Origin of the sequence: Oricola cellulosilytica (genome assembly GCF_019966575.1) — a bacterium.
Taxonomy (GTDB): Bacteria; Pseudomonadota; Alphaproteobacteria; order Rhizobiales; family Rhizobiaceae; genus Oricola; species Oricola cellulosilytica.
Map to the genome: position 1 here is coordinate 881,330 of NZ_JAINFK010000001.1, position 24,249 is coordinate 905,578.

Sequence of the window (24,249 nt, forward strand, 5' to 3'; positions counted from 1 at the left end):
CGCATGCGATGAACGTCACCGGCACCTCCGATCACGCGGCCGAATTGCTGAAGGATCTGCGCCGCTCGATCGACAATTTCGACGCGATCCTCATCCACACGCTTGCCGAGCGGTTCCGCTGCACGAAGGCCGTCGGCGAATTGAAGGCGTCGCACGGCCTGCCGGCGTCCGATCCGGAACGCGAAGCAAGACAGATCGAGCGGCTGCGGCAGCTCGCCCATGACGCCGATCTCGACCCCGATTTCGCCGAGACGTTCCTTGCCTTCATCGTCAGGGAAGTCATCCGTCATCACGAGGCGATCGCCGGTAGCGCGAGTGCAAGGAACGAGGGGGGCGAACAATGATCGCGGCGTTGCGCAGCGAGCGCCTCATCCTGCGGGCGTGGCGTCCGGAAGACTTTCCCGCCTACGCCGCCTTCGTGGCGGACGAAGCGCGCACACGCTTTATCGGCGGGCCGAAGGACGAATGGCAGGCATGGACCGCCTTCGCCTCGCTCTCCGGCGAATGGGTGCTGAACGGTTATGGCATTTTCGCGATCGAGATCATCGAAACCGGCGAGCTGGCCGGATATGCCGGGCTCTGGCAGCCGCATTACCTCGACGAGCCCGAACTCGCCTGGGGGCTCTTCGCCGGTTTTGAGGGCCGGGGAATTGCGACCGAGGCGGTCCTTACGGTGCGCGAATGGGCGGCCGACACCCTGGGACTGCCGCCGCTGATGAGCTTTGTCCATCCGCGCAACACGCGCTCGCACAAGCTGCTCGATCGGCTGGGTGCAACCCCTATGACACCAACGACCTTGCGGGACGAACCCCGTCTTAGATTCCGGCACATCTCGCCGGCGACTGAACGCCGTTATTGAAAGGAAACGAGAAATGGCACTGAAAATCCGTCTGGCCCGCGCGGGCTCCAAGAAACGTCCCTACTATCACGTCGTCATCGCCGACGTGCGTTCGCCGCGCGACGGCCGCTTCATCGAGCAGGTCGGCTCGTGGAACCCGATGCTTCCCAGGGACGGCGAGCGCGTCACACTGAACGAGGACCGCATCAAGCACTGGCTTGAAGTCGGCGCGCAGCCGACCGACCGCGTGGCCCGCTTCCTGGACGCCGCCGGCTTGGTGAAGCGCGAGGGGCGCAACAACCCGAAAAAGGCCGTTCCGGGCAAGGCCGCCCAGGAACGCGAAGCGATGAAGAAGCAGAAGGAAGAAGATGCCAAGGCCGCGGAGGAAGCGGCCACCGAGGAGAAGAAGGCGGCAGCCGAGGCACCTGCAGAGGAAGCACCGGCCGAAGAGACGCCCGCGGAAGCTCCTGCCGAAGAGGAAGCGGCTTCTGCGGAATAAGCGCCCTTACGCGCCAATATCATCAAGCGGGGCCGGGCGGCGAACGTCTTCCGGGCCCGCTTTTCTTTTGCCGGTTTTCGGGCAATCCTTCGTGCAAAGGCGCAGATTCGACTGCGTCGGGGAACGCCATTCAAGGAGCTTGCGGGCGGCCCATGGCGAAGACCGAGCGGGAAAAGATGGAGGCCGGCGAGTGGTATAGCTGCATCGATCCGGAACTCGAAAGCCTGCGGACCCGCGCTCGCGCGGCGATACACGAACACAACACCATGGCGCCCGGCCGGAGAGGAAACATCGGCCCGGCCCTCGCCGGACTCCTCGGCGCCGCGCCCGCGGACGTAGTGATCGAGACGCCGTTCCACTGCCCCTACGGCTTCAACATCTTTCTCGGGGCCGGTGTGTTTCTCAATGCCGGATGCATCATTCTCGATACCGCGAAGGTGAGGATGGGCGCGCGGACCATGCTCGGTCCGGGCGTGCAGATCTATTGCGCGGAACATCACCTCGATCCGGTCAAACGTCGGGAGGGCCTGGAGGTCGCAAGGCCGGTCACGATCGGCGAGGACGTCTGGATCGGCGGCGGCGCCATCGTGCTTCCGGGCGTTGCGATCGGCGACCGGTCGATCGTCGGCGCGGGAAGCGTGGTGACGAAAGACGTCGCCCCCGAAACCACGGTCGTGGGAAATCCGGCACGATATGTTTCCCGGCAGTGACGCCGGAAAAGTACGCCCGTGCGAGCACGAGCTCGTCAGATCAGCGTGCACGATCACCTCACGTTGTGCGCAATCGCCGGTAGCGCATTCGGCACGACCCCGCTATTAAGGTTGTGTTTTCGTTATTTCGCCATTTTACTGCGCGACTGAAGGGCGATTGTGTCGGCGGCGAAGCTGCCCGGCAAACAGGAGATTGTGATGCAGAAATCCGCGCTTGCCACGGTGGCATGTGTGATTGCGGCGGGCGTGTTCGTCAGCGGTTGTACAAGTTCCCGGTTCAACACGTTCAACACCCGTCCCGCGCCTGCGCCCGCGCCGATTGCAGCAGCGCCTTCCGGCACGGTGACCAGCGGTCAGCTACCGCCGCCCGTTCAACCCGACGCGGCGACGCAGACGGATTTTCCCACGCCTCCGGGCGAAGACGCGACGGTCGGCGTTGACGATAGCTCTACGGTCCAGGACAGCAGCGTTCAGCAGGTGGCTACGGCAGCGCCGGTGACCCGCGAATCGCTCGTTGGCGCTTGGAAAGTCACGACAGGGGGGTCGTCCTGCCAGATGTTCATGGCCCTGACGAAGTGGACCGGCGGATTCCGCGCGGCGTCACGCGGTTGTCCCGGAGATGCGGCGAGCGTCGCCGCCTGGGATGTGCAGGGCCAGCAGGTCGTGCTCAGCGATTCCAGCGGGAACAAGGTCGCCACGCTGTTTGCATCCGGCAACGGTCAGTTCAACGGACAGACGACTGGCGGAAGCGCGATATCGCTGTCGCGCTAGGCCGCTTCCCTCATGCCTGACAAGCTCTTTCCGGGCGATTCCGTCCGGGTGCGCTATGACGATCTCGTGGCGGAGGGGAAACTTGAGCCGGACACCGCCCAGGCCGCGCTGGCCAGCCGTTTCGACGCATTGAACGAGAAAATCGGCTCGCTCAGGCTGGCATCAAAATCGAGTTCGCTCGGCTGGCTGTTTGCCAAGCGCGCGCCGAAGCCCGATGCGGTCAAAGGACTCTATGTCCAGGGTGGCGTGGGTCGCGGCAAGACCATGTTGATGGACTTCTTCTACCGGGCCTGTCCGGCGCAGAGGAAACGCCGCGCCCATTTTCATGACTTCATGGCCGATGTTCATGACCGGATCGGCGCCTATCGCAGCGACCTGAAGAATGGCAGGGAAAAGGGCGACGATCCGATTCCGCCTGTCGCCCGCGCGATTGCAGCCGAAGCCCGCGTGCTGTGCTTCGACGAGTTTTCGGTGACCGACATCGCCGACGCGATGATCCTCTCGCGGCTTTTCGATGCGCTGTTCTCACAAGGAGTGATTCTGGTCGCGACTTCCAATGTCTTGCCCGAGGATCTCTACAAGGACGGTCTCAACCGGGGCCTTTTCCTGCCCTTCGTCGAGACCCTGAAGAAGCATGTCGATGTCGTCAGTCTCGACGCCGAACGCGACTACCGGCTCGACAAACTGTCGAACACCCGCCTCTACGTGACGCCGCTCGGCGGCGCCGCCGAGATGGCGATGGACGAGGCCTGGTATCTCCTCACCGGCGGCACCGGCGGCGGCGGCGACGTGATCGAGGTCAAGGGCAGGGAGATCGCCGTCCGCGAAGCGGCCAAGGGGGCCGCGCGCTTCACCTTCGCCGAACTCTGCGAGCAGCCTCTCGGCAGCCGCGACTATCTCGCGATCGCGCGTGCGTTCCATACGGTCTTCGTCGAGGACGTGCCGGTGATCCGCGACGGTCAGCGCAACGAGGTCAAGCGCTTCATCAATCTCGTCGACACGCTTTACGACAATTGCGTCCGTCTGGTCGTCTCGGCCGCGGCCGAGCCCCACGAACTCTACCAGGCGGATTCGGGCACCGAGGCGTTCGAATTCGAGCGCACGGTTTCCCGGCTTGTCGAAATGCGGTCCGAGGCCTGGGCCGCGCAGTGCGGTCGAGCCGCATGAGCGCGGACGCCGCCGGCGCGCGGAGCGGGTAGATCTCGTGACCCGGCACATCGCCACCGCCACTCTCGTCGTGCCGGATTACGACGAGGCGATAGGGTTCTATTGCGGCGCGCTCGGGTTCGAACTGCTGGAAGACACGGCCCTTCCGGACGGCAAGCGCTGGGTTCGCGTCGCGCCTGGTCCCTCCGGCGCGGCTCTGCTGCTTGCACGCGCCGACACTGACGAACAGCGCAATGCGATCGGCAACCAGACCGGCGGCAGGGTGTCGTTTTTTCTCCAGACCGATGACTTTGACCGCGACTGCGCCAGATATGCTGCGGCGGGCGTGGCGTTTCTGGAGGATCCGCGGCAGGAAGCCTACGGCAAGGTCGCGGTGTTCCGCGATCCGTTCGGCAACAAATGGGATCTGATCCAGCCCGCCTGAGGAGCGGCGGCAACGAGGAGGGTGCGGCAGGCGTGGAGTTGAGACCGGTCGACAAGGCGTTCGAGCTCCTGACGGATGATGCCGCGCGGTCGCTCGATCATCGAAAAGCCGCAATTTCGATTGCAAATTCTTACGTTTACGTAAGACCCAAATAGTCTAACCGATTGAAAATATTGATTACAAAATTTTCAGTTGATTTTTCAACGCGGGTAGGCCACGTCCAAGCGCCGAGATTTCACGGCGTTCCTTTAAGGAAGCTGCACGCAGTTCGCAATTTTATCTGAACGGAAACATCCCAATATGGCACGCAACAAGATTGCACTCATCGGTTCCGGCATGATCGGCGGAACCCTTGCCCACATGATCGGACTGAAGGAGCTTGGCGATGTCGTCATGTTCGACATCGCCGAGGGCATTCCGCAGGGCAAGGGCCTCGATATCGCGCAATCCGCGCCGGTCGACGGGTTCGACGCGACCTTCACGGGCGCCAATTCCTACGAGGCCATCAAGGGAGCTGATGTCTGCATCGTCACCGCCGGGGTGCCGCGCAAGCCGGGAATGAGCCGGGACGATCTTCTCGGCATCAACCTCAAGGTGATGGAGCAGGTCGGAGCGGGCATCAAGAAATACGCGACCGACGCCTTCGTCATCTGCATCACCAATCCGCTCGACGCCATGGTCTGGGCGCTGCAGCAGTTCTCCGGCCTGTCGAAGAACAAGGTGGTGGGCATGGCCGGCGTGCTCGACTCCTCGCGTTTCCGCCATTTCCTCGCCGACGAGTTCGACGTCTCCGTGGAGGACGTCACGGCATTCGTGCTCGGCGGCCATGGCGACACCATGGTGCCGCTGGCGCGCTACTCGACGGTGGCCGGCATTCCATTGCCGGATCTGATCAAGATGGGCTGGCTGTCGAAGGACCGCCTGGAGGAGATCATCCAGCGCACCCGCGACGGCGGCGCAGAAATCGTCGGCCTGCTGAAGAGCGGATCGGCCTATTACGCCCCGGCCGCGTCGGCGGTGTCGATGGCGGAAGCCTACCTGAAGGACAAGAAGCGCGTGCTGCCCTGCGCCGCGCATCTGGACGGCCAGTACGGCGTCAAGGACATGTATGTCGGTGTGCCCACGGTGATCGGCGCCGGCGGGGTCGAGCGTATCATCGAGATCGACCTCAACAAGACCGAACAGAAGATGTTCGACAAGTCGGTCGAGGCCGTCGCCGGGCTTTGCGAAGCCTGCCGCGGCATCGCGCCAAACCTGAACTAAGGGCCCGGGAGAGCATCCGCGTGGCAGCAAGCGCCAGAATGACCGGTCGCGGGGAGATTGTTCCAGCGGCCCTTTCAACTCGATCCATGACACCATCGAGGGGCGCGTGGCGGCGATCGGCGCGAAAGAGAGTTTTGCATAGGGCCTTCCGGGCGCTCCCCCGGAAGGAGAACGAACGCTTGAAGATCAACAGAGGCAATTGCCATGAACATCCATGAATACCAGGCCAAGCGGCTGCTGCACTCCTACGGCGCGCCCGTCGCCGGGGGCGTCGCGGTCTACTCTGCCGAACAAGCCGAGGAATGGGCGAAGAAGCTGCCCGGACCGCTCTATGTCGTCAAAAGCCAGATCCATGCGGGCGGCCGGGGCAAGGGCAAGTTCAAGGAACTGGGCGACGACGCCAAGGGCGGCGTCCGGCTGGCGAATTCCGTGGAGGAAGTGGTCGAGAACGCCCGGGAAATGCTCGGCAACACCCTCGTCACCAAACAGACCGGCCCCGCCGGCAAGCAGGTCAACCGGCTCTATATCGAGGACGGGGCGGACATCGACCGCGAACTGTACCTGTCGATCCTCGTCGACCGCACCGTCGGGCGTCCGGCCTTCGTCGTTTCGACGGAGGGCGGCATGGACATCGAGGCGGTCGCCGAGGAAACCCCGGATAAGATCGTCACGCTGCCGATCGATCCTGAAAAGGGCGTCACCGATGCCGACTCCAAGAAGCTCAACAGGGCACTGAAGCTGACCAAGGCCGCCGCCAAGGACGGGCTGAAGCTGTTCCCGATCCTCTACAAGGCGTTCACCGAGAAGGATATGAGCCTGCTCGAGATCAACCCGCTGATCGTCATGAAGGACGGTCATCTGCGCGTGCTCGATGCCAAGGTGTCGTTCGACGGCAACGCGCTGTTCCGCCACGACGACATCATGGCGCTGCGCGACAAGTCGGAGGAGGACGAAAAGGAAATCGAGGCGTCGAAGCACGATCTCGCCTATGTCGCCCTCGACGGCGACATCGGCTGCATGGTCAACGGCGCCGGCCTCGCCATGGCGACGATGGACATCATCAAGCTCTACGGCAAGGAGCCGGCGAACTTCCTCGATGTCGGCGGCGGCGCATCGAAGGAGAAGGTCACCGCGGCCTTCAAGATCATCACCGCCGACCCGAACGTCAAAGGCATCCTCGTCAACATCTTCGGCGGAATCATGCGTTGCGACGTGATCGCCGAGGGTGTCGTCGCGGCGGTCAAGGAGGTCGGCCTCAAGGTGCCGCTGGTCGTTCGCCTCGAAGGCACCAATGTCGAGAAGGGCAAGCAGATCATCAACGAATCCGAACTCAACGTGATCGCCGCCGACGACCTCGACGACGCGGCGCAGAAGATCGTCAAAGCGGTCGAGGGGAACTGAGTTTCATGTCCATTCTTGTAAACAAAGATACCAAGGTTCTCGTCCAGGGCCTGACCGGCAAGACCGGCACCTTTCACACCGAACAGGCGCTTGCCTATCACGGCACCCGGATGGTCGCAGGCATCCACCCGAAGAAGGGCGGCGAAACCTGGACGGCCGGAGAAGGCGCGGGCGAAGCGACCGGCAAGGAATTGCCGATCTTCGCCGCCGTCGGCGAGGCCAAGGAAGCGACCGGCGCCAACGCGTCGGTGATCTACGTTCCGCCGGCGGGCGCAGGCGCGGCGATCATCGAGGCTATCGACGCCGAGATCCCGCTGATCGTCTGCATCACCGAGGGCATTCCGGTGATGGACATGGTCAAGGTCAAGGCGCGGCTGGAAAAGTCGAAATCCCGCCTGATCGGCCCGAACTGCCCGGGCGTCCTGACGCCCGAGGAGTGCAAGATCGGCATCATGCCGGGCTCGATTTTCAAGAAGGGCAATGTCGGCATCCTGTCGCGTTCCGGCACGCTGACCTACGAGGCGGTCTTCCAGACAACCAATGAGGGTCTCGGGCAGACGACGGCGGTCGGCATCGGCGGCGATCCGGTCAAGGGCACCGAGTTTATCGATGTCCTCGAGATGTTCCTCGCCGACGACGAGACCAGGTCGATGATCATGATCGGCGAGATCGGCGGCTCGGCCGAGGAAGACGCCGCGCAGTTCCTCAAGGACGAGGCCAAGAAGGGCCGTTCGAAGCCGATCGTCGGCTTCATCGCCGGGCGCACAGCGCCTCCCGGTCGCACGATGGGCCATGCCGGGGCGGTGATTTCCGGCGGCAAGGGCGGCGCGGACGACAAGATCGCGGCGATGGAGGATGCGGGCATCCGCGTTTCCCCGTCGCCGGCCCAGCTCGGCAAGACGCTGGCCGAAGTCCTCAAGGGCTGACAAATTCAGGCGGGGGGCGGCACGTTCGCCCCCGGCCATAAAGCGGGAAAAGGCGGCGCAGACCGTCTCGGAAACACGGACGCCCAAAGGGCGCAACAACCCAAGGACGGACTATCGGTCCAGGCAAGGTGACGCAGATGGCACGCACCGATGATTTGAACGACATCTTTCTCGCGACCTCGTTCCTCTATGGCGGCAATGCCCACTATATCGAGGAGCTCTACGCGAACTATCAGGACGATCCGGCATCGGTGCCGGACGAGTGGCGGGAATTCTTCGGCGATCTGAAGGACGAGCCTGACGACGTCCGCAAGAACGCCAAGGGCCCTTCCTGGGAGCGTGACAACTGGCCGCTGATCCCGAACGGCGAACTTACCTCGGCGCTCGACGGCAACTGGGCCGAAGTCGAGGACCATATCGGTGCGAAGCTGAAGGAGAAGGCAGCCAAGGCGGGCGCGCCTGCATCCGGCCAGGACGTGCTGCGGGCCCAGCGCGATTCGGTTCGCGCCATCATGATGATCCGCGCCTACCGCATGCGCGGCCATCTGCACGCCAATCTCGATCCTCTCGGGCTTGCCGGCCCGAAGGAGGATTACAACGAGCTTCACCCCTCTACCTACGGCTTCACTGAAGCCGATTACGACCGGCAGATCTTCATCGACAACGTGCTCGGGCTGGAATACGCGACCATCCCGGAGATGCTCGACATCCTCAAGCGGACCTATTGCTCGACGATCGGCGTCGAGTTCATGCACATCTCCAATCCGGAGGAAAAGGCCTGGATCCAGCAGCGCATCGAGGGTCCGGACAAGGGTGTGGCTTTCACCGCCAACGGCAAGAAGGCGATCCTCCAGAAGCTGGTGGAAGCCGAGGGCTTCGAGCAGTTCATCGACGTCAAGTACAAGGGAACGAAGCGCTTCGGACTCGACGGCGGCGAATCGCTGATTCCGGCGCTGGAGCAAATCCTCAAGCGCGGCGGTGCGATGGGCCTTAAAGACGTGGTGCTGGGCATGGCCCACCGCGGACGTCTCAACGTGCTCAGCCAGGTGATGTCGAAGCCGCACCGCGCCATTTTCCACGAGTTCAAGGGCGGCTCCTTCGCGCCGGACGACGTCGAGGGCTCGGGCGACGTGAAGTACCACCTCGGCGCATCCGCCGATCGCGAATTCGACGGCAACAACGTTCACCTGTCGCTGACGGCCAATCCGTCGCATCTGGAAATCGTCGACCCGGTGGTCATGGGCAAGGCCCGCGCGAAGCAGGACCAGTATGCCGGAGGAACGCAGCGCCCGGAGATCGTCCCCCTCGAGGACCGCGCCAAGGTTCTGCCGCTGCTGATCCACGGCGATGCCGCCTTCGCCGGCCAGGGCGTCGTTGCGGAATGTCTCGGCCTGTCGGCGCTGCGCGGCCATCGTGTCGGCGGCACCCTGCACGTCATCATCAACAACCAGATCGGCTTCACCACCAATCCGCGTTTCTCGCGTTCCTCGCCCTATCCGTCGGATGTCGCGAAGATGATCGAGGCGCCGATCTTCCACTGCAACGGCGACGATCCCGAAGCGGTCGTCTACGCCGCCAAGGTGGCGACCGAATTCCGGATGCTGTTCCACAAGCCGGTCGTGATCGACATGTTCTGCTACCGCCGGTTCGGTCACAATGAGGGCGACGAGCCGGCATTTACCCAACCGATCATGTACAAGAAGATCCGCGCCCACCGTTCGACCGCGCAGATCTACTCGGACCAGCTGATTAGCGAGGGCCTGGTCACGATCGACGAATACGAGAAGATGAAGTCCGATTGGCGCGAGCATCTCGAGGTCGAGTTCGAGGCTGGCGATTCCTACAAGCCGAACAAGGCCGACTGGCTGGACGGCAAGTGGTCGGGTCTTTCCAAGGCTGACAACCAGGACGAGCGGAGGCCCGGAAAGACCGCCGTATCGATGAAGTTGCTGAAGGAAGTCGGCAAGAAGCTGACGGTCGTGCCCGAGGGTTACAACGCCCACAAGACAGTCAAGCGTTTCATGGACAACCGCGCCAAGATGATCGAGACCGGAGAAGGAATCGACTGGGCGACGGCCGAGGCGCTGGCGTTCGGATCACTCGTCCAGGAAGGCTACGGCGTCCGGCTGTCCGGTCAGGATTGCGAGCGCGGCACCTTCTCCCAGCGGCACTCCGTCCTGTACGATCAGAAGACCGAGGAACGCTACGTTCCGCTCAACAATATCGGCAAGGGGCAGGGCCGCTACGAGGTCATCAACTCGATGCTGTCCGAGGAAGCCGTCCTCGGGTTCGAATACGGCTACTCGCTTGCGGAGCCGAACGGCCTAACGCTCTGGGAAGCCCAGTTCGGCGATTTCGCCAACGGCGCACAAGTGGTCTTTGACCAGTTCATCTCGTCGGGCGAGCGCAAATGGCTGCGCATGAGCGGCCTCGTCTGCCTGCTGCCGCATGGCTATGAGGGCCAGGGTCCGGAGCACTCGTCCGCGCGCCTCGAGCGCTTCCTCCAGATGTGCGCCGAGGACAACATGCAGGTTGCCTATTGCTCGACGCCGGCGAACTATTTCCACATCCTCAGGCGCCAGCTGACTCGCGATTTCCGCAAACCGCTGATCCTGATGACGCCAAAATCGCTGTTGCGCCACAAGCGCGCGGTTTCGACGCTGAACGAGATGTCGGGCGAAAGCGCTTTCCACCGGCTGCTGTGGGACGACGCGGAGTACCGCAAGGACGAGGCGATCAAGCTCGTCACGGATTCCAAGATCCGCCGCGTGGTGATGTGCACGGGCAAGGTCTATTACGATCTCTACGAGGAGCGCGAGAAGCGCGGCATCAACGATGTCTACCTGCTGCGGCTGGAACAGCTCTATCCGTTCCCGGCGAAGGCTCTGATCACCGAATTGTCGCGGTTCAAGAATGCCGGGATGGTCTGGTGCCAGGAAGAACCCAAGAACATGGGTGCATGGGCGTTCATCGACCCCTATCTTGAGTGGGTGCTCGCGCATATCAACGCCAAGCATCAGCGCGTCCGCTATACCGGCCGCGCGGCGGCGGCTTCGCCGGCGACCGGCCTGATGTCGAAGCACAAGGAACAACTCGCGGCGTTTCTCGACGACGCGCTTTCATGATCATCCCGCATTTCCACGGCTGAACAGGTTGGAAGACTGAAACATGGCAAAAGAAATTCGCGTACCGACACTCGGCGAATCAGTCACTGAAGCGACGATCGGCCAATGGTTCAAGAAGGTTGGGGACAGCGTCAGCGACGGCGAGACCCTGGTCGAACTCGAGACCGACAAGGTCACGCTCGAAGTTCCGGCACCTGCTGCCGGAACGCTCGGCGAGATCGTCGCCAATGAAGGCGATACCGTCGAGGTTGATGGCCTTCTCGGCATGCTGAACGAAGGCGAAGGCGGTTCTGCCGGCGCGAGCGACAACGGCAAGGGGGAGCAGACCAAGCCTGCCGACCCGAAATCAGACATGCCGAAGACGGCCGAACCGGGACCGTCCGCCTCCGAGGTCGACACCAAGGCGATGGAAGAGGCGCGCAATGCCGTTCCGCCCGCCCCCTCGGCGGCCAAGATGCTGTCGGAAAACAACATCCGGAGCGAGCAGGTCTCCGGGTCCGGAAAACGCGGCCAGGTGCTCAAGGGCGACGTTCTCGCGGCGCTTTCGTCGGGCGCCGCCTCGTCGCCGGCCGAGGCGCCGAAAGCCGCCCGTGCGCCCGTCGCCGAACAGGATCAGGACCGCGAGGAACGCGTGCGCATGACCAAGCTGCGCCAGACCATCGCGCGGCGCCTGAAGGACGCCCAGAACACCGCCGCCATGCTGACCACCTACAACGAGGTGGACATGACCGCGGTGATGGAGCTTCGCAAGAAGTACAAGGAACTGTTCGAGAAGAAGCACGGGGTGAAACTCGGCTTTATGGGCTTTTTCACCAAGGCGGTTTGCCGCGCGCTAGAAGAAATCCCCGCGGTCAACGCCGAGATTGATGGCACCGACTTGGTATACAAGCACTTTTGCCATATAGGTGTGGCCGTCGGCACCGATAAGGGTCTCGTGGTTCCCGTTGTGCGGGACGCGGACCGCATGAGCATTGCCGAGATTGAGAAGGAAATCGGACGTCTGGGCAAGGCTGCGCGCGATGGCAAGCTCGCCATGGCCGACATGCAGGGCGGCACGTTCACGGTATCGAACGGCGGTGTCTATGGCTCGCTGATGTCCTCCCCGATCCTTAACGCGCCACAATCGGGCATCCTCGGTATGCACAAGATCCAGGAACGCCCGATGGCGATTGGTGGCCAAGTCGTGATCCGTCCGATGATGTATCTGGCGCTTTCCTATGATCACCGGGTCGTCGACGGTAAGGAGGCCGTCACATTCCTCGTGCGCGTCAAGGAAAGCCTTGAGGATCCGGAACGGCTCGTTCTAGATCTCTAGGGCCGTCCGGAAGGGACGAAGGCATGTGCCATGTGCGCCAGTGCCACCATGAATGTGGGTAGCGGTCCGGTTTCGGCCACGCGGTCGACGACGCTCAGCCCGCGGCGGGACGGGTCGCGTGACCCGGGAAGCCACAGCCCATGGCCATCATAGCGCTCAGTTCATTGCGCAGGTGGATCGGCGCCGCCGCCCGCCATCTCAAGCGCACGACCGCCATCCTTCTTGTGATGATCGTCGCCGGTGCAGCGATCTCGTTTTGGGCCAGATCCCGTATCGATGCGCTCTTGAGTATTGACGACGGCGCCGTGCTGGCCTTTTCGGTCTCGGATATCGAGGGCGACTGCGGCACGCCGTCAGTCTATGTCGTGCCCGAGTCCGAGGGCTCCGCCAGCCGCTACCGGTTGCTGGTGGATTTTCTCGGCGGTCCGAACAGGTTTCCGATGCTCGGCGGCGGCGATACGGTTCCCGTCCTGGCCCTTCCCGCCTCGCGCGCGCCCGGCGTGGGTCTGGGGCGTGGAATTCCCGAGACATGTGAACACGTCGCTATGACGATCACCGGAGATTTCAGTTCGTATCGTTTCGAAGATGATTTTCCCGGCGTCGGGAAAATACCCGCACGCAGCGCGCCGCACATGGCGCTCGAGGCTGGCGATGGTGGAAAGCTCAATTTTGCCTACCGCAAGCCCGACGCGCCGTCAGAAGCCGCTGCGCTTGCCGCCGTGACGCTATCTGGCGTCGAAGACCGCTGGCAGCAGGGATCTCGCCGCGTCGCGCTGATCAATGAAGGCGCGCGCGACATAAACGTCTTTGTGCACGAGGAGCCGGGCTTCCAGTTCGTCAACGAACAGAACGCGCTTGTCCGCCCGGTGGGCGTGCGGCGCGCCTTCGTCGATGCGCATCTGGGCCCGCGCGGCGGCAGCGCCGACGACAGCGTCGTGGTCTACTGGCGAAAGCCTACCTCCGAGATCGAACTGCAGCATGCTCTGGTCGGCATCTCCACGATCTTCGGCATCGGCGTATCATTGCTCGTTGAAGGTATGATAGTTCTCGTCATATCAATCGCATCGGCTGGCGGCGCGGGGTCCCGCCGTTCAGCGGCCACAAGGCAAAATCAGAACGAAACCACAGGGGAAAGTCAGGAAACCTCATGAGTAAATACGATGTTGTCGTGATCGGCTCGGGACCCGGCGGCTATGTGTGCGCGATTAAATGCGCCCAGTTGGGCCTCAAGACGGCGATTGTGGAAAAGCGCGCGACGCTCGGCGGAACCTGCCTCAACATCGGCTGCATTCCCTCCAAGGCGCTTCTGTACGCCTCCGAGATCTTCCACGAAGCTGAGCACAACCTGCCCGCGCTGGGCGTGAAGGTTGGCAAGCCTAAGCTCGACCTAAAGGCCATGTTGGCGCACAAGGACGAGACGGTAAAATCGAATGTCGATGGCGTGGCGTTCCTGATGAAGAAGAACAAGATCGACGTTCTGCATGGTGCTGGCAAGGTACTCGGCGAAGGCAAGCTCTCTGTCAACGACGGCGATGGCAAGACGGAAGAAATCGAGGCGAAGTACATCGTCATTGCAAGCGGCTCTGATGTCGCCGGGATTCCGGGTGTCGACGTCGAGTTCGACGAGAAGACCGTCGTGTCTTCGACCGGCGCGCTCGAACTGGAGAAGGTTCCCGAGCACATGATCGTCGTCGGGGGCGGCGTGATAGGGCTCGAACTCGGTTCGGTCTGGAAGCGGCTGGGCGCGAATGTCACCGTCGTTGAGTATCTAGACACCATTCTCGGCGGCATGGACAAAGACGTTTCAAAACAGTTCCAACGCATGCTCGCCAAGCAGGGCATCGAGTTCAAGCTGGGGGCCAAGGTAACCGGCGTGAAGAAGTCGGCGAAGGGCGGCGAGGTTACTTTCGAGCCCGTGAAGGGGGGCAACACCGAGTCGCTTACCGCCGACGTCGTGCTGGTGGCGACCGGGCGCAAGCCGTACACCGAGGGTCTCGGCCTCGAGCGGGCGGGTGTCGTCCTGGACAATCGCGGCCGGGTGGAGATCAACGAGCACTGGCAGACTTCGGTCACCGGAATCTATGCCATCGGCGATGTTGTGAGGGGTCCGATGCTCGCGCACAAGGCGGAAGACGAGGGAATGGCGGTGGCGGAAATTCTCGCAGGCCAGCACGGCCACGTGAACTACAACGTGATTCCCAACGTCGTCTACACCGAGCCGGAAGTCGCGTCCGTCGGCAAGACCGAGGAAGAACTCAAGGCGGACGGCGTCGAATACACCGTGGGCAAGTTCCCATTCACGGCGAACGGGCGTGCCCGCGCTATGCTGGCGACGGATGGTTTCGTGAAGATTCTCTCTGACAAGAATACGGACCGGGTGCTCGGCGTTCACATCGTCGGCAAAGGCGCCGGCGACCTGATCCATGAATCGGCCGTGTTGATGGAGTTCAGCGGCTCATCCGAAGATCTGGCGCGGACCTGTCACGCCCACCCGACCATGTCGGAGGCCGTGCGTGAAGCGGCGCTGGCGACCGCGTTCGGCAAGGCCATTCACATCTGATTTGCCAGAGATCCCGAGAGCGATACGGCACTCCCGGATCACCCTTTTTGCGATCAGGGAGTGCTGGTACGAACCAGGCCGGTTAAGCCGAAGAGCTTAGTTTGCCGGTGCGGGCGCTTCCGGCGCAGGTGCTTCGGGAGCGGGAGCGTCCGGGGCATCTATCGTGACGTTGACACTGTCGCCGCCTGAGAACGTCCCGGCGCTGAAAAGGTACCACGCGCCGAAGGCGAGAACGAGTACCAACAAGATGGCGACGAACCAGCCGGCGCCGCCGCCACTGGAAGTCACAACCGTGGTTTCGCGTGTTTCGTGATCGTGATTGGCCATCTTCCCGGCTCCTTCGATTGACGATGGCTGGAGAACGTGAAGAGGTGTCGTCGGGTTCCACCAGAAAATTTTCCTGGAAAACGGGGCTCGGCGCCGTGATCCCCCATGGACTGGCGGTCGAACGGGGGCGGGGCGCTATCCGGCGCCCCGGTCAGTCAGTTGTAGACCGGGGTGACCGTGAATCCGTCCTGCTCGAAAAGCGCTGGAAGACCTTTCTCGCCCGGCAGGTGTAACGCGCCTACCGCGATGAAGGCGCCGCCCCGCTCGACCAGATCGCGCGACCGGTCGACCATCGTCCTGTTGCGTACGTTGACGAGCGCCTCCTCAAACGCCGCGTATCCTTGGGCCACCTTCTTGCCTGCGTCACCGGCGTCGTCGATTTCGGGCGTCATTGCGCGCAGCAACGGCCAGATCGTCCCGGTCTTTCCGTCGACGTAGAGCTCGGTCATGGTCTCGAGAACGTCATCGACCGTCTCGCCGAGCGTGATCGTGTCGACGAGCCCGCGCACATGGAACTCGATCGGCAGCGACGCCATCGCGTCGAATTGTTCAACAAGTGTTTCCAGGCCCACCAGGGACTTGCCATCGCGCTCGGCATCTTCGGCCAGCTTCAGGTCGAGGAAGGATTCGCCTGCCTTCTTGCGATCGAGTTCGCAACGCGGCAAGGCAACCATTCCTGTGATCAACCACGGCTTCATCCGGTCGACCAGCGCGAGCTGGATACCCCGCGCGCTGAGTCCGTCCCGGAGGATTTCGCGCTGTTCGGCGGTGAGATAATCGGAGAGACGGTTCCCGTCGGTGAACATGGTCAGTTCGGGTCGCGAAAACAGCGCCAACTGCGCCTTGGCGGGATCGAGAATCTCGACGCTCTCGATGGCGACGGTGGATGCGGCCTTGAACGCCTCGCGGGCGTGGGGCGGCAGATCGATCACCCGCTTGTCGGTCAGGTGCATCGTCCCGAAAAGCCAGGAGGGCACCCCTTTGTCGTTCTCGACCCGAAAGAGGGTGGTATCGCCATTGACGACGTTGGCGGCCTCGGCCTCGATCTCGCGCAGCAGGCCGGGGTCGTTCTGCCGCATCGCCTCAAGCAGGTTTTTGCCGGTGCAAGCTTCGGCCGATTGCGCGGGCGCCGCCTGTACAGCGAACGCCAGCACCGCGAAAAACGACAGCGCGAAGAGAGCGTTGAGAGCCCCGAGAGCGGCCAGGGCCGCCGCTGAAATACGGTCGATTGATAGGGTTTGTGCTTTCATCGCGGCAGATTACCGCGAAACCGCGACGATTCCGTTAAGAAATCGTCACACATTCACGCCATCGGCCTGTCTTCTGGCCCTCGGATGCGCCCTCCGGAAGGCGTCGAGCAGCCGCGCCGTGTCGACCCCGGTGTATACCTGTGTCGTCGAAAGGCTCGCATGGCCGAGCAGTTCCTGAATGGTGCGCAGATCGCCGCCATTGCCGAGCAGATGGGTGGCAAATGAGTGGCGAAGTGCGTGGGGCGTCGCCGTGTCCGGCAGACCAAGCGCGCCGCGAAGCTGCCGCATGTCGCGCTGCAGCACGGCCGCCTGCAAGGCTCCTCCGCGCGCACCCCGAAACAATGGCCGGTCGTCGGACAGGTCGTAAGGGCAAAGCCCGCGATAGAGCGCCACGGCGTCGAAAACGACCGGCAGAAGCGGTACCATCCGGGTCTTGTTGCCCTTTCCCGTCACCGCCAGCGCTCGTTCGGAAGGGTCGTGCAGGTCGCCGCCTCTGAGCATCAATGCCTCGCCGATACGCAGGCCGCAGCCGTAAAGCAATGTCAGCACCGCGGCGTTGCGGGCCGCGATCCACGGTTCCTCGCTCAGTTGCTCCGCGCGGTCGACCACGCGCCGGGCATCGGCGACCGTCAGCGGCTTCGGCAAGGATTTGGGTTGTCTCGGGGCGCGCAGACCTTTCACGGCAGCGGCATTGGCGAGGCCCCGGTTTTCGAGGTCGCGAATGAAGGAGCGGATCGCGGCGACGCCGCGGCCGAGCGTGCGCGGTCCCGCGCCGGCGTTGCGCCGCCGGGTCAGAAACGCCCGGAAATCGAGCGTTTTGAGGTCGCGGACATCCTTCAGGCCGGGCGTTCCGCCCAAGTGCTGCGTCAGGAACAGCAGGAACTGGCGCGTGTCCCGTTCGTAGGCCTCGATCGTTTTCGCGGCAAGCCGGCGTTCGCCGGCAAGCTTCTCCAGCCACGCCTTGCGGGCCGCGGCAAGGTCGGGTTCGGCGAAGGCGATCAGCGCATCATCGGTCTGCATTCGCCCATCTTGCGCGTCGATTGGTTACCTTTCGCTTTCCGGTGCCCTTGGCGCAGGCCCGAAAAATCAGTATCCGAGCCTGTGATGACCAAGATTTCCGAAACAAAATCCGTACTTGTCGGCGTGATCGGAGCCCCGCACGGCGTCCGCGGCGAACTGCGGGTGAAAAGCCATACCGGCGATCCGCTGGCGCTTGGCAATTACGGTACGCTTCGCGACGCTGCCGGCCGCGCCTTCGACATCACCGAACTGCGTTCGTCGAAAAATGTGCTCGTGGTGCGCTTCGAGCAGGTGCGCGACCGCACGGCCGCCAAGGCTTTGAACGGGGTGGAACTCTTCGTCGACCGCAGCCAGCTTCCGGACGAAGAACTGGACGACGACGAGTTTTTCGTCGCGGATCTCGTCGGTCTCGCGGCCCATGGCGCTGACGGAGAGGCGATCGGCGAAGTGATCGCTGTTCACAATTTTGGCGCCGGCGACATTCTGGAAGTCGCACCGGCCGATGTTCGGGGCGGCTTCTCGCGCAAGCAGGCGTTTCTGGTCGAATTCTCCCGTCGCACTGTGCCCGACATCGACTTCGACACCCGCCGCCTCACGCTGCTGAAACCGGCGGAAATCGAGGCGCACGGTAAAGAAGAAGATAGCGGGGCGCAAAGGAAATGAGCTTCAAGGCCACTGTCCTGACGCTTTATCCGGACATGTTTCCAGGAACGCTTGGCCAAGCGCTCGCGGGCAAGGCACTGGCGACGGATACCTGGTCGCTGGAGACCGTGCAGATCCGCGATTTTGCAACTGACAGGCATCGCAGCGTCGATGATACGCCGGCTGGCGGCGGGGCGGGGATGGTGATGAGGGCTGATGTACTGGCCACCGCCCTGGATACCACGGTGGCCGCGGACGATCCCCGGCCGCGCCTGCTGATGAGCCCGCGCGGCAAGCCGCTGACACAGAAAATGGTGCGCGATTACGCAGCATCTGCGGGAATGTTGATTGTCTGCGGTCGTTTCGAAGGGGTCGACCAGCGCGTAATTGATGCGCGGGGGCTGGAGGAGGTCTCCATCGGCGACTACGTGCTGTCCGGCGGCGAAATCGCCGCGCAGGTGCTGCTCGACGCGGTCGTGCGGCTGCTTCCCGGCGTCATGGGCAATGAGACGTCCGGCCAGATGGAGAGTTTCGAGGCCGGGTGGCTCGAGCATCCCCACTATACCCGCCCGGCGGAATGGGAGGGCCGAGGAATCCCCGACGTGCTGACATCGGGCAATCACGCGAAAATCGCCGATTGGCGGCGCGCCGAGGCCGAGCGCCTCACCCGCGAACGGCGGCCCGATCTTCTTCCGCCTCGAAACACGCCGACGGGACGTGACAAAGGCTGAATTCTGCTGTATGGCAGCGCCGGAAATCAGGGCGGAAGCCTTGGACTCGACAGCAAATACGATCTCGTGAATACGCTCCGGCCCTGAAGGCCAGGCATGACGGTCAGGAAACTGGCAGCCCCTCGTGAGCGCTCTGGCGGTTCAAAAGAACAAGAGGAAACAAGACTATGACGGACATCATCCGCCAGATCGAGGCCGAACAGGCCGAGAAAATTCTTGAAAAGCGCAAGCTCCCTGAATTCTCGCCCGGCGACACGGTTCGCGTGCAGGTGCGCGTCACCGAAGGCAAACGCACCCGTCTACAGGCCTACGAGGGCGTCTGCATCGCGCGCTCGGGCGCTGGATTCAACGAGAATTTCACCGTGCGCAAGCTCTCCTACGGCGAAGGCGTGGAGCGCGTATTTCCGGTCTTCTCGCCGATGGTGGAAGCCGTCGAAGTGGTCCGCCGGGGCAAGGTGCGCCGCGCGAAACTGTATTACATGCGCGGCCTGACCGGCAAGAAGGCGCGCATCACCGAGAACACCAACGCGCGCTCGCGCAAGCTTAATGACGGGGAGCGTCAGAAGATTGCCGACGAGAAGGCCCGCCTCGAGGCCGAGAAGGTTGCCGCAGCACAGGCGCTCGCAGCAGAAAAGGCCGCAGAGGATGCCGCGAAGGCCGCCGAAGCGGAGACCGCCGCCGCAGAAGCGCCGGTCGACAACGCATAAATCATCCTGCCTCCGGCAGACAGGAAAAGGCGGGCTCTCTGGCCCGCCTTTTTGTTCGCCGTGTCCCTTGAAAAGGCACGCGAGAGTCTGCCACTCTGACCGCTTGCCAGCCGGGATCGTCCGTGCGGTCAACAAGGAGGCCAAAATGATTTCCCGACGCCTGATGCTCGGCGCTTGCGCCGCCGTTCTGCTCGCCCCCGTCGCGGCGGCTGCGCAGGACCTGCCCGATCTCGGCGGACGCACTGTCACCGTCGTTACTGAAAACGCCTATCCGCCCTTGCAGTTTATCGATCCGAAGACCGGCAATCAGATCGGCTGGGAATACGATGCGGTCGCGGAAATCGCCGACCGCCTGAACATGGAGGTCGAATATCAAAACACCTCGTGGGACGCGATGATACAGGCAGTGTCCGATGGCCAGTATGACATGGGAATGACCGGCATCACCATCAAGGAAGACCGCAAGGAGAAGGTCGACTTTTCCGACACCTACATGCGCTCTGAAATGTTCATGCTCGTTCGCGGCGACGAGGACCGGTTCACCGACGCCGCATCCTTTGCCGCGTTCGAGGACGGCCTCGTCGGCGCGCAAGCCGGCACGACACCGTTCTATGTCGCGGTATATGACGTTCTTGACGGTGACGAGGCCAACCCGCGCATCAAGCTGTTCGAGACCTTCGGGGCGAGCGTGCAGGCCCTGAAAACCGGTGATGTCGACCTCGTCCTGACGGACGGTACAGCAGGCAAGGGGTATGTCGAGGCATCCGATGGCGGGCTGAAACTTGTGGGGGACCCGCTCGGGACGGAGGATTTCGGCTTCATCTTCCCGAAGGGCTCGGATCTCGTTGAGCCGGTCAACGCCGTCATCGCGTCGATGAGAGCCGATGGCACGCTCGCCGCGCTGAATCAAAAATGGTTCCTCGACTACAAGCTCGGCGAGTGAAGCCTCACCCAGCGGCGGGAGTCCGGCTCTGGCGGAATTGAAGAACCCTGACAGAAATCGCCCCGCCAAAACTGACTTTCCCTGGTGGCTGGTAGCGATTGTCGCTATCGGCCTCCTGCTTGCCGCCTTGATTGCCGCCAGCGATCTCTATTCCCAGGTGTTCAACGCCGTCTCCAAAGGTGTGCGGATCACGATCTTCGTGACGCTAACCGGCTTTGCGCTGGCCTCGGTGCTGGGTCTCGCAATCGCGCTTATGGGCCTGTCCGGTTCCGTGGTGCTGCGCCAGATCGCGCGCTTTTATGTTGAGGTCATCCGGGGCATTCCGATCCTTGTTCTGCTGTTCTACATCGCCTTCGTCGGCGCGCCGGGCCTCGTCTGGCTAATCAATGCGGCGACCGCCCCGCTGCAGTCCGCCGGCGTGATGGAGGAAATGCTGGTGCGCGACCTATCGCTTCTTTGGCGGGCGATCCTTGCCCTGATGATCGGCTATTCCGCCTTTATCTCTGAGGTGTTCCGGGCCGGCATTCTTTCTGTCGACGAGGGGCAGGTCGAAGCGGCCGAGGCGCTCGGATTGTCGCCATGGCAGCGCTTCCGCCTGATCATCTTCCCGCAGGCGATCCGCACCATCCTGCCGCCCTTGGGCAACGATTTCGTGGCGATGGTCAAGGATTCCTCGCTGGTCTCCGTGCTCGGCGTCGCAGACATTACCCAGATGGGCAAGGTCTATGCGGCCGGCTCGTTCCGCTTTTTCGAGACCTATTCGATCGTCGCCTACATCTACCTCATCCTGACGATCGGATTGTCGCTTGCGCTGCGGAGGCTTGAGCGGCGGCTCCGCAAAGCCGGTGAACGCTGACCGAGGCTCAGGCCGCATGATCCCTTCCGCGGATCACATCAAGGTGTTTTGAGGTTGGCGGCGGCCATTCCCATATGAACGGTCGGGTGCCTGGGAACCGGAGAACCCGCTGAGCGTTTCTTCCGGACCCTGAAAGGAAACGCTCATGCTCAGATTCTTGCTTCTTGCCCTTCTTCTGCTGACGGTTGTGCCGGCCTTCGCCGACCACCGCTCGGGTGGTCGGCTTGACGCCATTACACAGGGCCGCCTCTATGACCGTATCCTTACTCCACGGATGAACCCGAGCTTCTCACTGGATGCGCGAGCGGAGCGGGACCTGTTGCGCGATCTGCGCAATGGACGGCTCGACACGAGCCGGATTCCCGAGGGAAGGCTGCGTTATTTCGAATACAGGCTCGAAAACAGCCGATAAGGAGCGGGTCCGCGGGCCTGCGCACGTTTCTCCGGAACACGACGGCCGCATGAGCGTTTCCGTCTTGCAATGTTGGAAACCGTGGATGCCCATTTCGCGACCGCCCTGCCATTCTGGGTGATTGCGGCGCGGCTGGTGGCCGCGATCGCTCTCGGCGGCGCGCTCGGCTTCGAGCGGGAGTGGCGCAAGCGCCCCGCGGGCCTGCGCACGCATATCCTCGTCAGCGTGGCGGCTGCGACCTTCGCCATCGTCTCCATTGAAATCCTGCGTCAGCCGATGTTCGATTCCGATTATGTCCGGGCTGATCCGATCCGGCTGGTCGAGGCGATCACCAGCGGCGTCGCGTTTCTGGCGGCCGGCTTCATCATCTTCGTCAGGGGCGAGGTGCACGGCGTGACGACGGGAGCCGGCATGTGGCTGGCCGCGGCGATCGGACTGGCTGCCGGGCTCGGTCTTTTCTCGGTCGCCGCGCTTGCCTGTTTCCTCGGCGTGTTCGTTCTGATCGCGATCCGGCGTTTCGAGGTGAAGATGAATCTCAAGGACGGGGGCTCTGGCGACCGCATTGCCGATGACGAGGCAAACGGCGAGCAGGCCGGCGAACGCCGCGCCCCGGCCGGCTCCGATCCTTGACGCATAATCGCGCCGGGTGCATATCGCGACCAACAAGTTCTGACATCTGGAGACCATGCCGCCATGGCCGCGCCGCGCACGCTTTACGACAAGATCTGGGACGACCACATGGTCGACAGCGCCGAGGACGGGACCTCGCTTCTGTATATCGACCGGCATCTCGTCCATGAGGTGACCAGCCCGCAGGCTTTCGAAGGCCTTCGCATGGAGGGTCGCAATGTGCGCGCACCTGAAAAGACGCTTGCCGTGGTCGACCACAATGTGCCGACGTCGCCAGACCGCCACCTCGGCATCAAGAACGAGGAAAGCCGGATTCAGGTGGAGGCGCTGGCGACCAACGCCGCCGATTTCGGCATCGAATACTATTCCGAGAACGACCGCCGTCAGGGCATCGTCCATATTGTCGGCCCGGAGCAAGGCTTCACCCTGCCCGGCATGACGATCGTCTGCGGCGACAGCCATACCTCGACGCATGGCGCCTTCGGCGCGCTCGCTCACGGTATCGGCACGTCCGAGGTCGAGCACGTCCTGGCGACGCAGACGCTGATCCAGCGCAAGGCCAAGAACATGCTGGTGCAGGTTGACGGCGAACTGCCGGAGGGCGTGACGGCCAAGGACATCATTCTCGCCATCATCGGCCAGATCGGCACGGCGGGCGGCACCGGGCACGTCATCGAATTCGCCGGCGAGGCGATCCGTTCGCTATCCATGGAAGGGCGCATGACCGTCTGCAACATGACGATCGAGGGCGGCGCGCGCGCCGGGCTGATCGCGCCGGACGAAACGACGTTCGCCTACATCAAGGACAAGCCGCGCGCCCCGAAGGGCGCGGCGTGGGATGCCGCGATGTCCTACTGGAAGACGCTGCATACCGACGAGGGCGCGCATTTCGACAAGGTGGTGAGGCTGGACGCGGCCGATCTGCCGCCGATAGTCTCGTGGGGGTCGTCGCCCGAAGATGTGGTTTCGATCGAGGGCGCGGTGCCCAATCCCGACGATATCGAGGATCCGACCAAACGTGCCTCCAAATGGCGGGCGCTCGACTACATGGGTCTCAAGCCCGGCACCAGGATGACCGATATAACGCTCGACCGGGTGTTCATCGGCTCCTGCACCAACGGGCGTATCGAGGATTTGCGCGAGGTGGCGAAGGTCGTCGAAGGCAAGACGGTGGCGGCCAATGTCGAGGCGATGATCGTGCCTGGATCGGGACTGGTGAAGGCGCAGGCCGAAGAGGAGGGTCTGGACGCGATTTTCAAGGCGGCCGGCTTCGACTGGCGCGAGCCGGGCTGCTCCATGTGTCTTGCCATGAACGACGACCGGCTGAAGCCGCATGAGCGCTGCGCGTCGACCTCGAACCGCAACTTCGAGGGCCGTCAGGGCTTCAAGGGCCGCACGCATCTGGTCTCGCCGGCCATGGCCGCGGCGGCGGCGATCGCGGGCCATTTCGTCGACGTGCGCAGACTAGAGCGTTTCCACTGAATATCGGAGCAGTTCGATGGAATGGATTTTTCGTCCTGGCAAGGAGAAGACCGCAGAGCGATGCCGTCGCATCGGTCGAGGATTTCGACGCTGTCAGGGCGAAAAAGACATCCAGGCCAGGAGGGTCATTGCATTGAAAGCACAACTGAAACTGCAACCGTTCGAACCTGGTTCCTTGCACGCCGGCTTTGTTGCGCACGGTCGGAGCCTGTCCCCGGGCTTGACCCGGGGAGTGCTCGCACCGTGTCGC

General features: G+C 63.1%; 25 protein-coding genes. 22 read left to right on the forward strand and 3 right to left on the reverse strand.

All coding sequences use genetic code 11. The features are described 5' to 3' along the window. Positions 1 to 8 precede the first annotated feature (8 nt). From LC298_RS04245 to lpdA, 14 genes are all read left to right on the forward strand, one after another. Positions 9 to 344 (forward strand): chorismate mutase, encoded by a 336-nt coding sequence (locus LC298_RS04245; RefSeq protein WP_131564357.1) that lies wholly within the window; start codon positions 9 to 11, stop codon positions 342 to 344. After that, positions 341 to 859 carry a GNAT family N-acetyltransferase gene (locus LC298_RS04250; protein ID WP_131564355.1) on the forward strand — a complete coding sequence of 173 codons (519 nt, stop codon included), beginning with the start codon at positions 341 to 343 and terminating at the stop codon, positions 857 to 859. Before LC298_RS04245 ends, LC298_RS04250 begins: the two co-directional genes overlap by 4 nt. A 13-nt stretch (positions 860 to 872) precedes the next feature. Next, positions 873 to 1,337 (forward strand): 30S ribosomal protein S16, encoded by a 465-nt coding sequence (gene rpsP / locus LC298_RS04255; protein ID WP_131564353.1) that lies wholly within the window; start codon positions 873 to 875, stop codon positions 1,335 to 1,337. 152 nt (positions 1,338 to 1,489) lie between these two features. After that, positions 1,490 to 2,047, forward strand: a complete 558-nt coding sequence (locus LC298_RS04260) for a sugar O-acetyltransferase (RefSeq protein ID WP_131564351.1) — start codon at positions 1,490 to 1,492, stop codon at positions 2,045 to 2,047. A gap of 198 nt (positions 2,048 to 2,245) precedes the next feature. Further along, positions 2,246 to 2,818, forward strand: coding sequence for a protease inhibitor Inh/omp19 family protein (locus LC298_RS04265; protein ID WP_131564349.1), 573 nt, complete (start codon positions 2,246 to 2,248; stop codon positions 2,816 to 2,818). 12 nt (positions 2,819 to 2,830) lie between these two features. Next, positions 2,831 to 3,985 carry a cell division protein ZapE gene (gene zapE / locus LC298_RS04270; protein WP_131564347.1) on the forward strand — a complete coding sequence of 385 codons (1,155 nt, stop codon included), beginning with the start codon at positions 2,831 to 2,833 and terminating at the stop codon, positions 3,983 to 3,985. A gap of 37 nt (positions 3,986 to 4,022) precedes the next feature. Beyond that, a complete protein-coding gene (locus LC298_RS04275; protein ID WP_131564344.1) occupies positions 4,023 to 4,409 on the forward strand; it encodes a VOC family protein in 387 nt (128 codons plus the stop codon). 300 nt (positions 4,410 to 4,709) lie between these two features. After that, complete coding sequence (gene mdh, locus LC298_RS04280; RefSeq protein ID WP_131564342.1) at positions 4,710 to 5,672, forward strand: malate dehydrogenase; 963 nt, start codon at positions 4,710 to 4,712, stop codon at positions 5,670 to 5,672. Between the two features lie 204 nt (positions 5,673 to 5,876). Beyond that, positions 5,877 to 7,073, forward strand: coding sequence for an ADP-forming succinate--CoA ligase subunit beta (gene sucC / locus LC298_RS04285; protein WP_131564340.1), 1,197 nt, complete (start codon positions 5,877 to 5,879; stop codon positions 7,071 to 7,073). 5 nt (positions 7,074 to 7,078) lie between these two features. After that, a complete protein-coding gene (gene sucD, locus LC298_RS04290; RefSeq protein ID WP_131564338.1) occupies positions 7,079 to 7,999 on the forward strand; it encodes a succinate--CoA ligase subunit alpha in 921 nt (306 codons plus the stop codon). A gap of 137 nt (positions 8,000 to 8,136) precedes the next feature. Then, a complete protein-coding gene (locus LC298_RS04295) occupies positions 8,137 to 11,124 on the forward strand; it encodes a 2-oxoglutarate dehydrogenase E1 component (RefSeq protein WP_131564336.1) in 2,988 nt (995 codons plus the stop codon). Positions 11,125 to 11,167: 43 nt separating this feature from the next. Then, positions 11,168 to 12,439 (forward strand): 2-oxoglutarate dehydrogenase complex dihydrolipoyllysine-residue succinyltransferase, encoded by a 1,272-nt coding sequence (odhB, locus tag LC298_RS04300; RefSeq protein WP_131564334.1) that lies wholly within the window; start codon positions 11,168 to 11,170, stop codon positions 12,437 to 12,439. 140 nt (positions 12,440 to 12,579) lie between these two features. Further along, positions 12,580 to 13,590, forward strand: coding sequence for a hypothetical protein (locus LC298_RS04305; RefSeq protein WP_131564332.1), 1,011 nt, complete (start codon positions 12,580 to 12,582; stop codon positions 13,588 to 13,590). Next, positions 13,587 to 14,999 (forward strand): dihydrolipoyl dehydrogenase, encoded by a 1,413-nt coding sequence (gene lpdA, locus LC298_RS04310; protein ID WP_131564330.1) that lies wholly within the window; start codon positions 13,587 to 13,589, stop codon positions 14,997 to 14,999. The genes LC298_RS04305 and lpdA overlap by 4 nt, the downstream gene beginning before the upstream one ends. 96 nt (positions 15,000 to 15,095) lie before the next feature. On the opposite strand, the gene LC298_RS04315 is transcribed toward lpdA, so the two are convergent. The 3 genes from LC298_RS04315 to LC298_RS04325 all read right to left on the reverse strand — a co-directional run bounded on the left by LC298_RS04315 (position 15,096) and on the right by LC298_RS04325 (position 17,596). After that, positions 15,096 to 15,326, reverse strand: a complete 231-nt coding sequence (locus tag LC298_RS04315; protein WP_131564328.1) for a hypothetical protein — start codon at positions 15,324 to 15,326, stop codon at positions 15,096 to 15,098. Positions 15,327 to 15,481: 155 nt separating this feature from the next. After that, entirely contained in the window at positions 15,482 to 16,576 is a 1,095-nt protein-coding gene (locus LC298_RS04320) for a TraB/GumN family protein (RefSeq protein ID WP_131564326.1), read from the reverse strand. A 45-nt stretch (positions 16,577 to 16,621) separates the two neighbouring features. Then, positions 16,622 to 17,596 carry a tyrosine recombinase XerC gene (locus LC298_RS04325; protein ID WP_131564324.1) on the reverse strand — a complete coding sequence of 325 codons (975 nt, stop codon included), beginning with the start codon at positions 17,594 to 17,596 and terminating at the stop codon, positions 16,622 to 16,624. An 84-nt stretch (positions 17,597 to 17,680) separates the two neighbouring features. On the opposite strand from LC298_RS04325, the gene rimM reads away from it, so the two are divergent. The 8 genes from rimM (at position 17,681) to leuC (ending at position 23,999) form a co-directional block, all read left to right on the forward strand. Continuing rightward, entirely contained in the window at positions 17,681 to 18,259 is a 579-nt protein-coding gene (rimM, locus tag LC298_RS04330; protein WP_131564322.1) for a ribosome maturation factor RimM, read from the forward strand. Then, positions 18,256 to 18,969 (forward strand): tRNA (guanosine(37)-N1)-methyltransferase TrmD, encoded by a 714-nt coding sequence (trmD, locus tag LC298_RS04335; protein ID WP_131564320.1) that lies wholly within the window; start codon positions 18,256 to 18,258, stop codon positions 18,967 to 18,969. Before rimM ends, trmD begins: the two co-directional genes overlap by 4 nt. Before the next feature lie 167 nt (positions 18,970 to 19,136). Then, positions 19,137 to 19,676, forward strand: a complete 540-nt coding sequence (rplS, locus tag LC298_RS04340; RefSeq protein ID WP_131564318.1) for a 50S ribosomal protein L19 — start codon at positions 19,137 to 19,139, stop codon at positions 19,674 to 19,676. A gap of 145 nt (positions 19,677 to 19,821) precedes the next feature. Next, on the forward strand, positions 19,822 to 20,619 hold the full coding sequence (locus LC298_RS04345) for a transporter substrate-binding domain-containing protein (protein ID WP_131564316.1): 798 nt from the start codon (positions 19,822 to 19,824) through the stop codon (positions 20,617 to 20,619). A 37-nt stretch (positions 20,620 to 20,656) separates the two neighbouring features. Beyond that, entirely contained in the window at positions 20,657 to 21,475 is an 819-nt protein-coding gene (locus LC298_RS04350) for an amino acid ABC transporter permease (protein ID WP_428977519.1), read from the forward strand. A gap of 145 nt (positions 21,476 to 21,620) precedes the next feature. After that, positions 21,621 to 21,887: a hypothetical protein gene (locus LC298_RS04355; protein WP_131564312.1), complete on the forward strand. Its 267-nt coding sequence runs from the start codon at positions 21,621 to 21,623 to the stop codon at positions 21,885 to 21,887. Between the two features lie 69 nt (positions 21,888 to 21,956). After that, the gene (locus LC298_RS04360) at positions 21,957 to 22,517 is read left to right on the forward strand and encodes an MgtC/SapB family protein (protein WP_131564310.1); all 561 of its coding nucleotides are present in this window, start codon (positions 21,957 to 21,959) and stop codon (positions 22,515 to 22,517) included. Positions 22,518 to 22,580: 63 nt separating this feature from the next. Continuing rightward, the gene (gene leuC / locus LC298_RS04365) at positions 22,581 to 23,999 is read left to right on the forward strand and encodes a 3-isopropylmalate dehydratase large subunit (protein ID WP_131564308.1); all 1,419 of its coding nucleotides are present in this window, start codon (positions 22,581 to 22,583) and stop codon (positions 23,997 to 23,999) included. Positions 24,000 to 24,249: the final 250 nt, after the last annotated feature.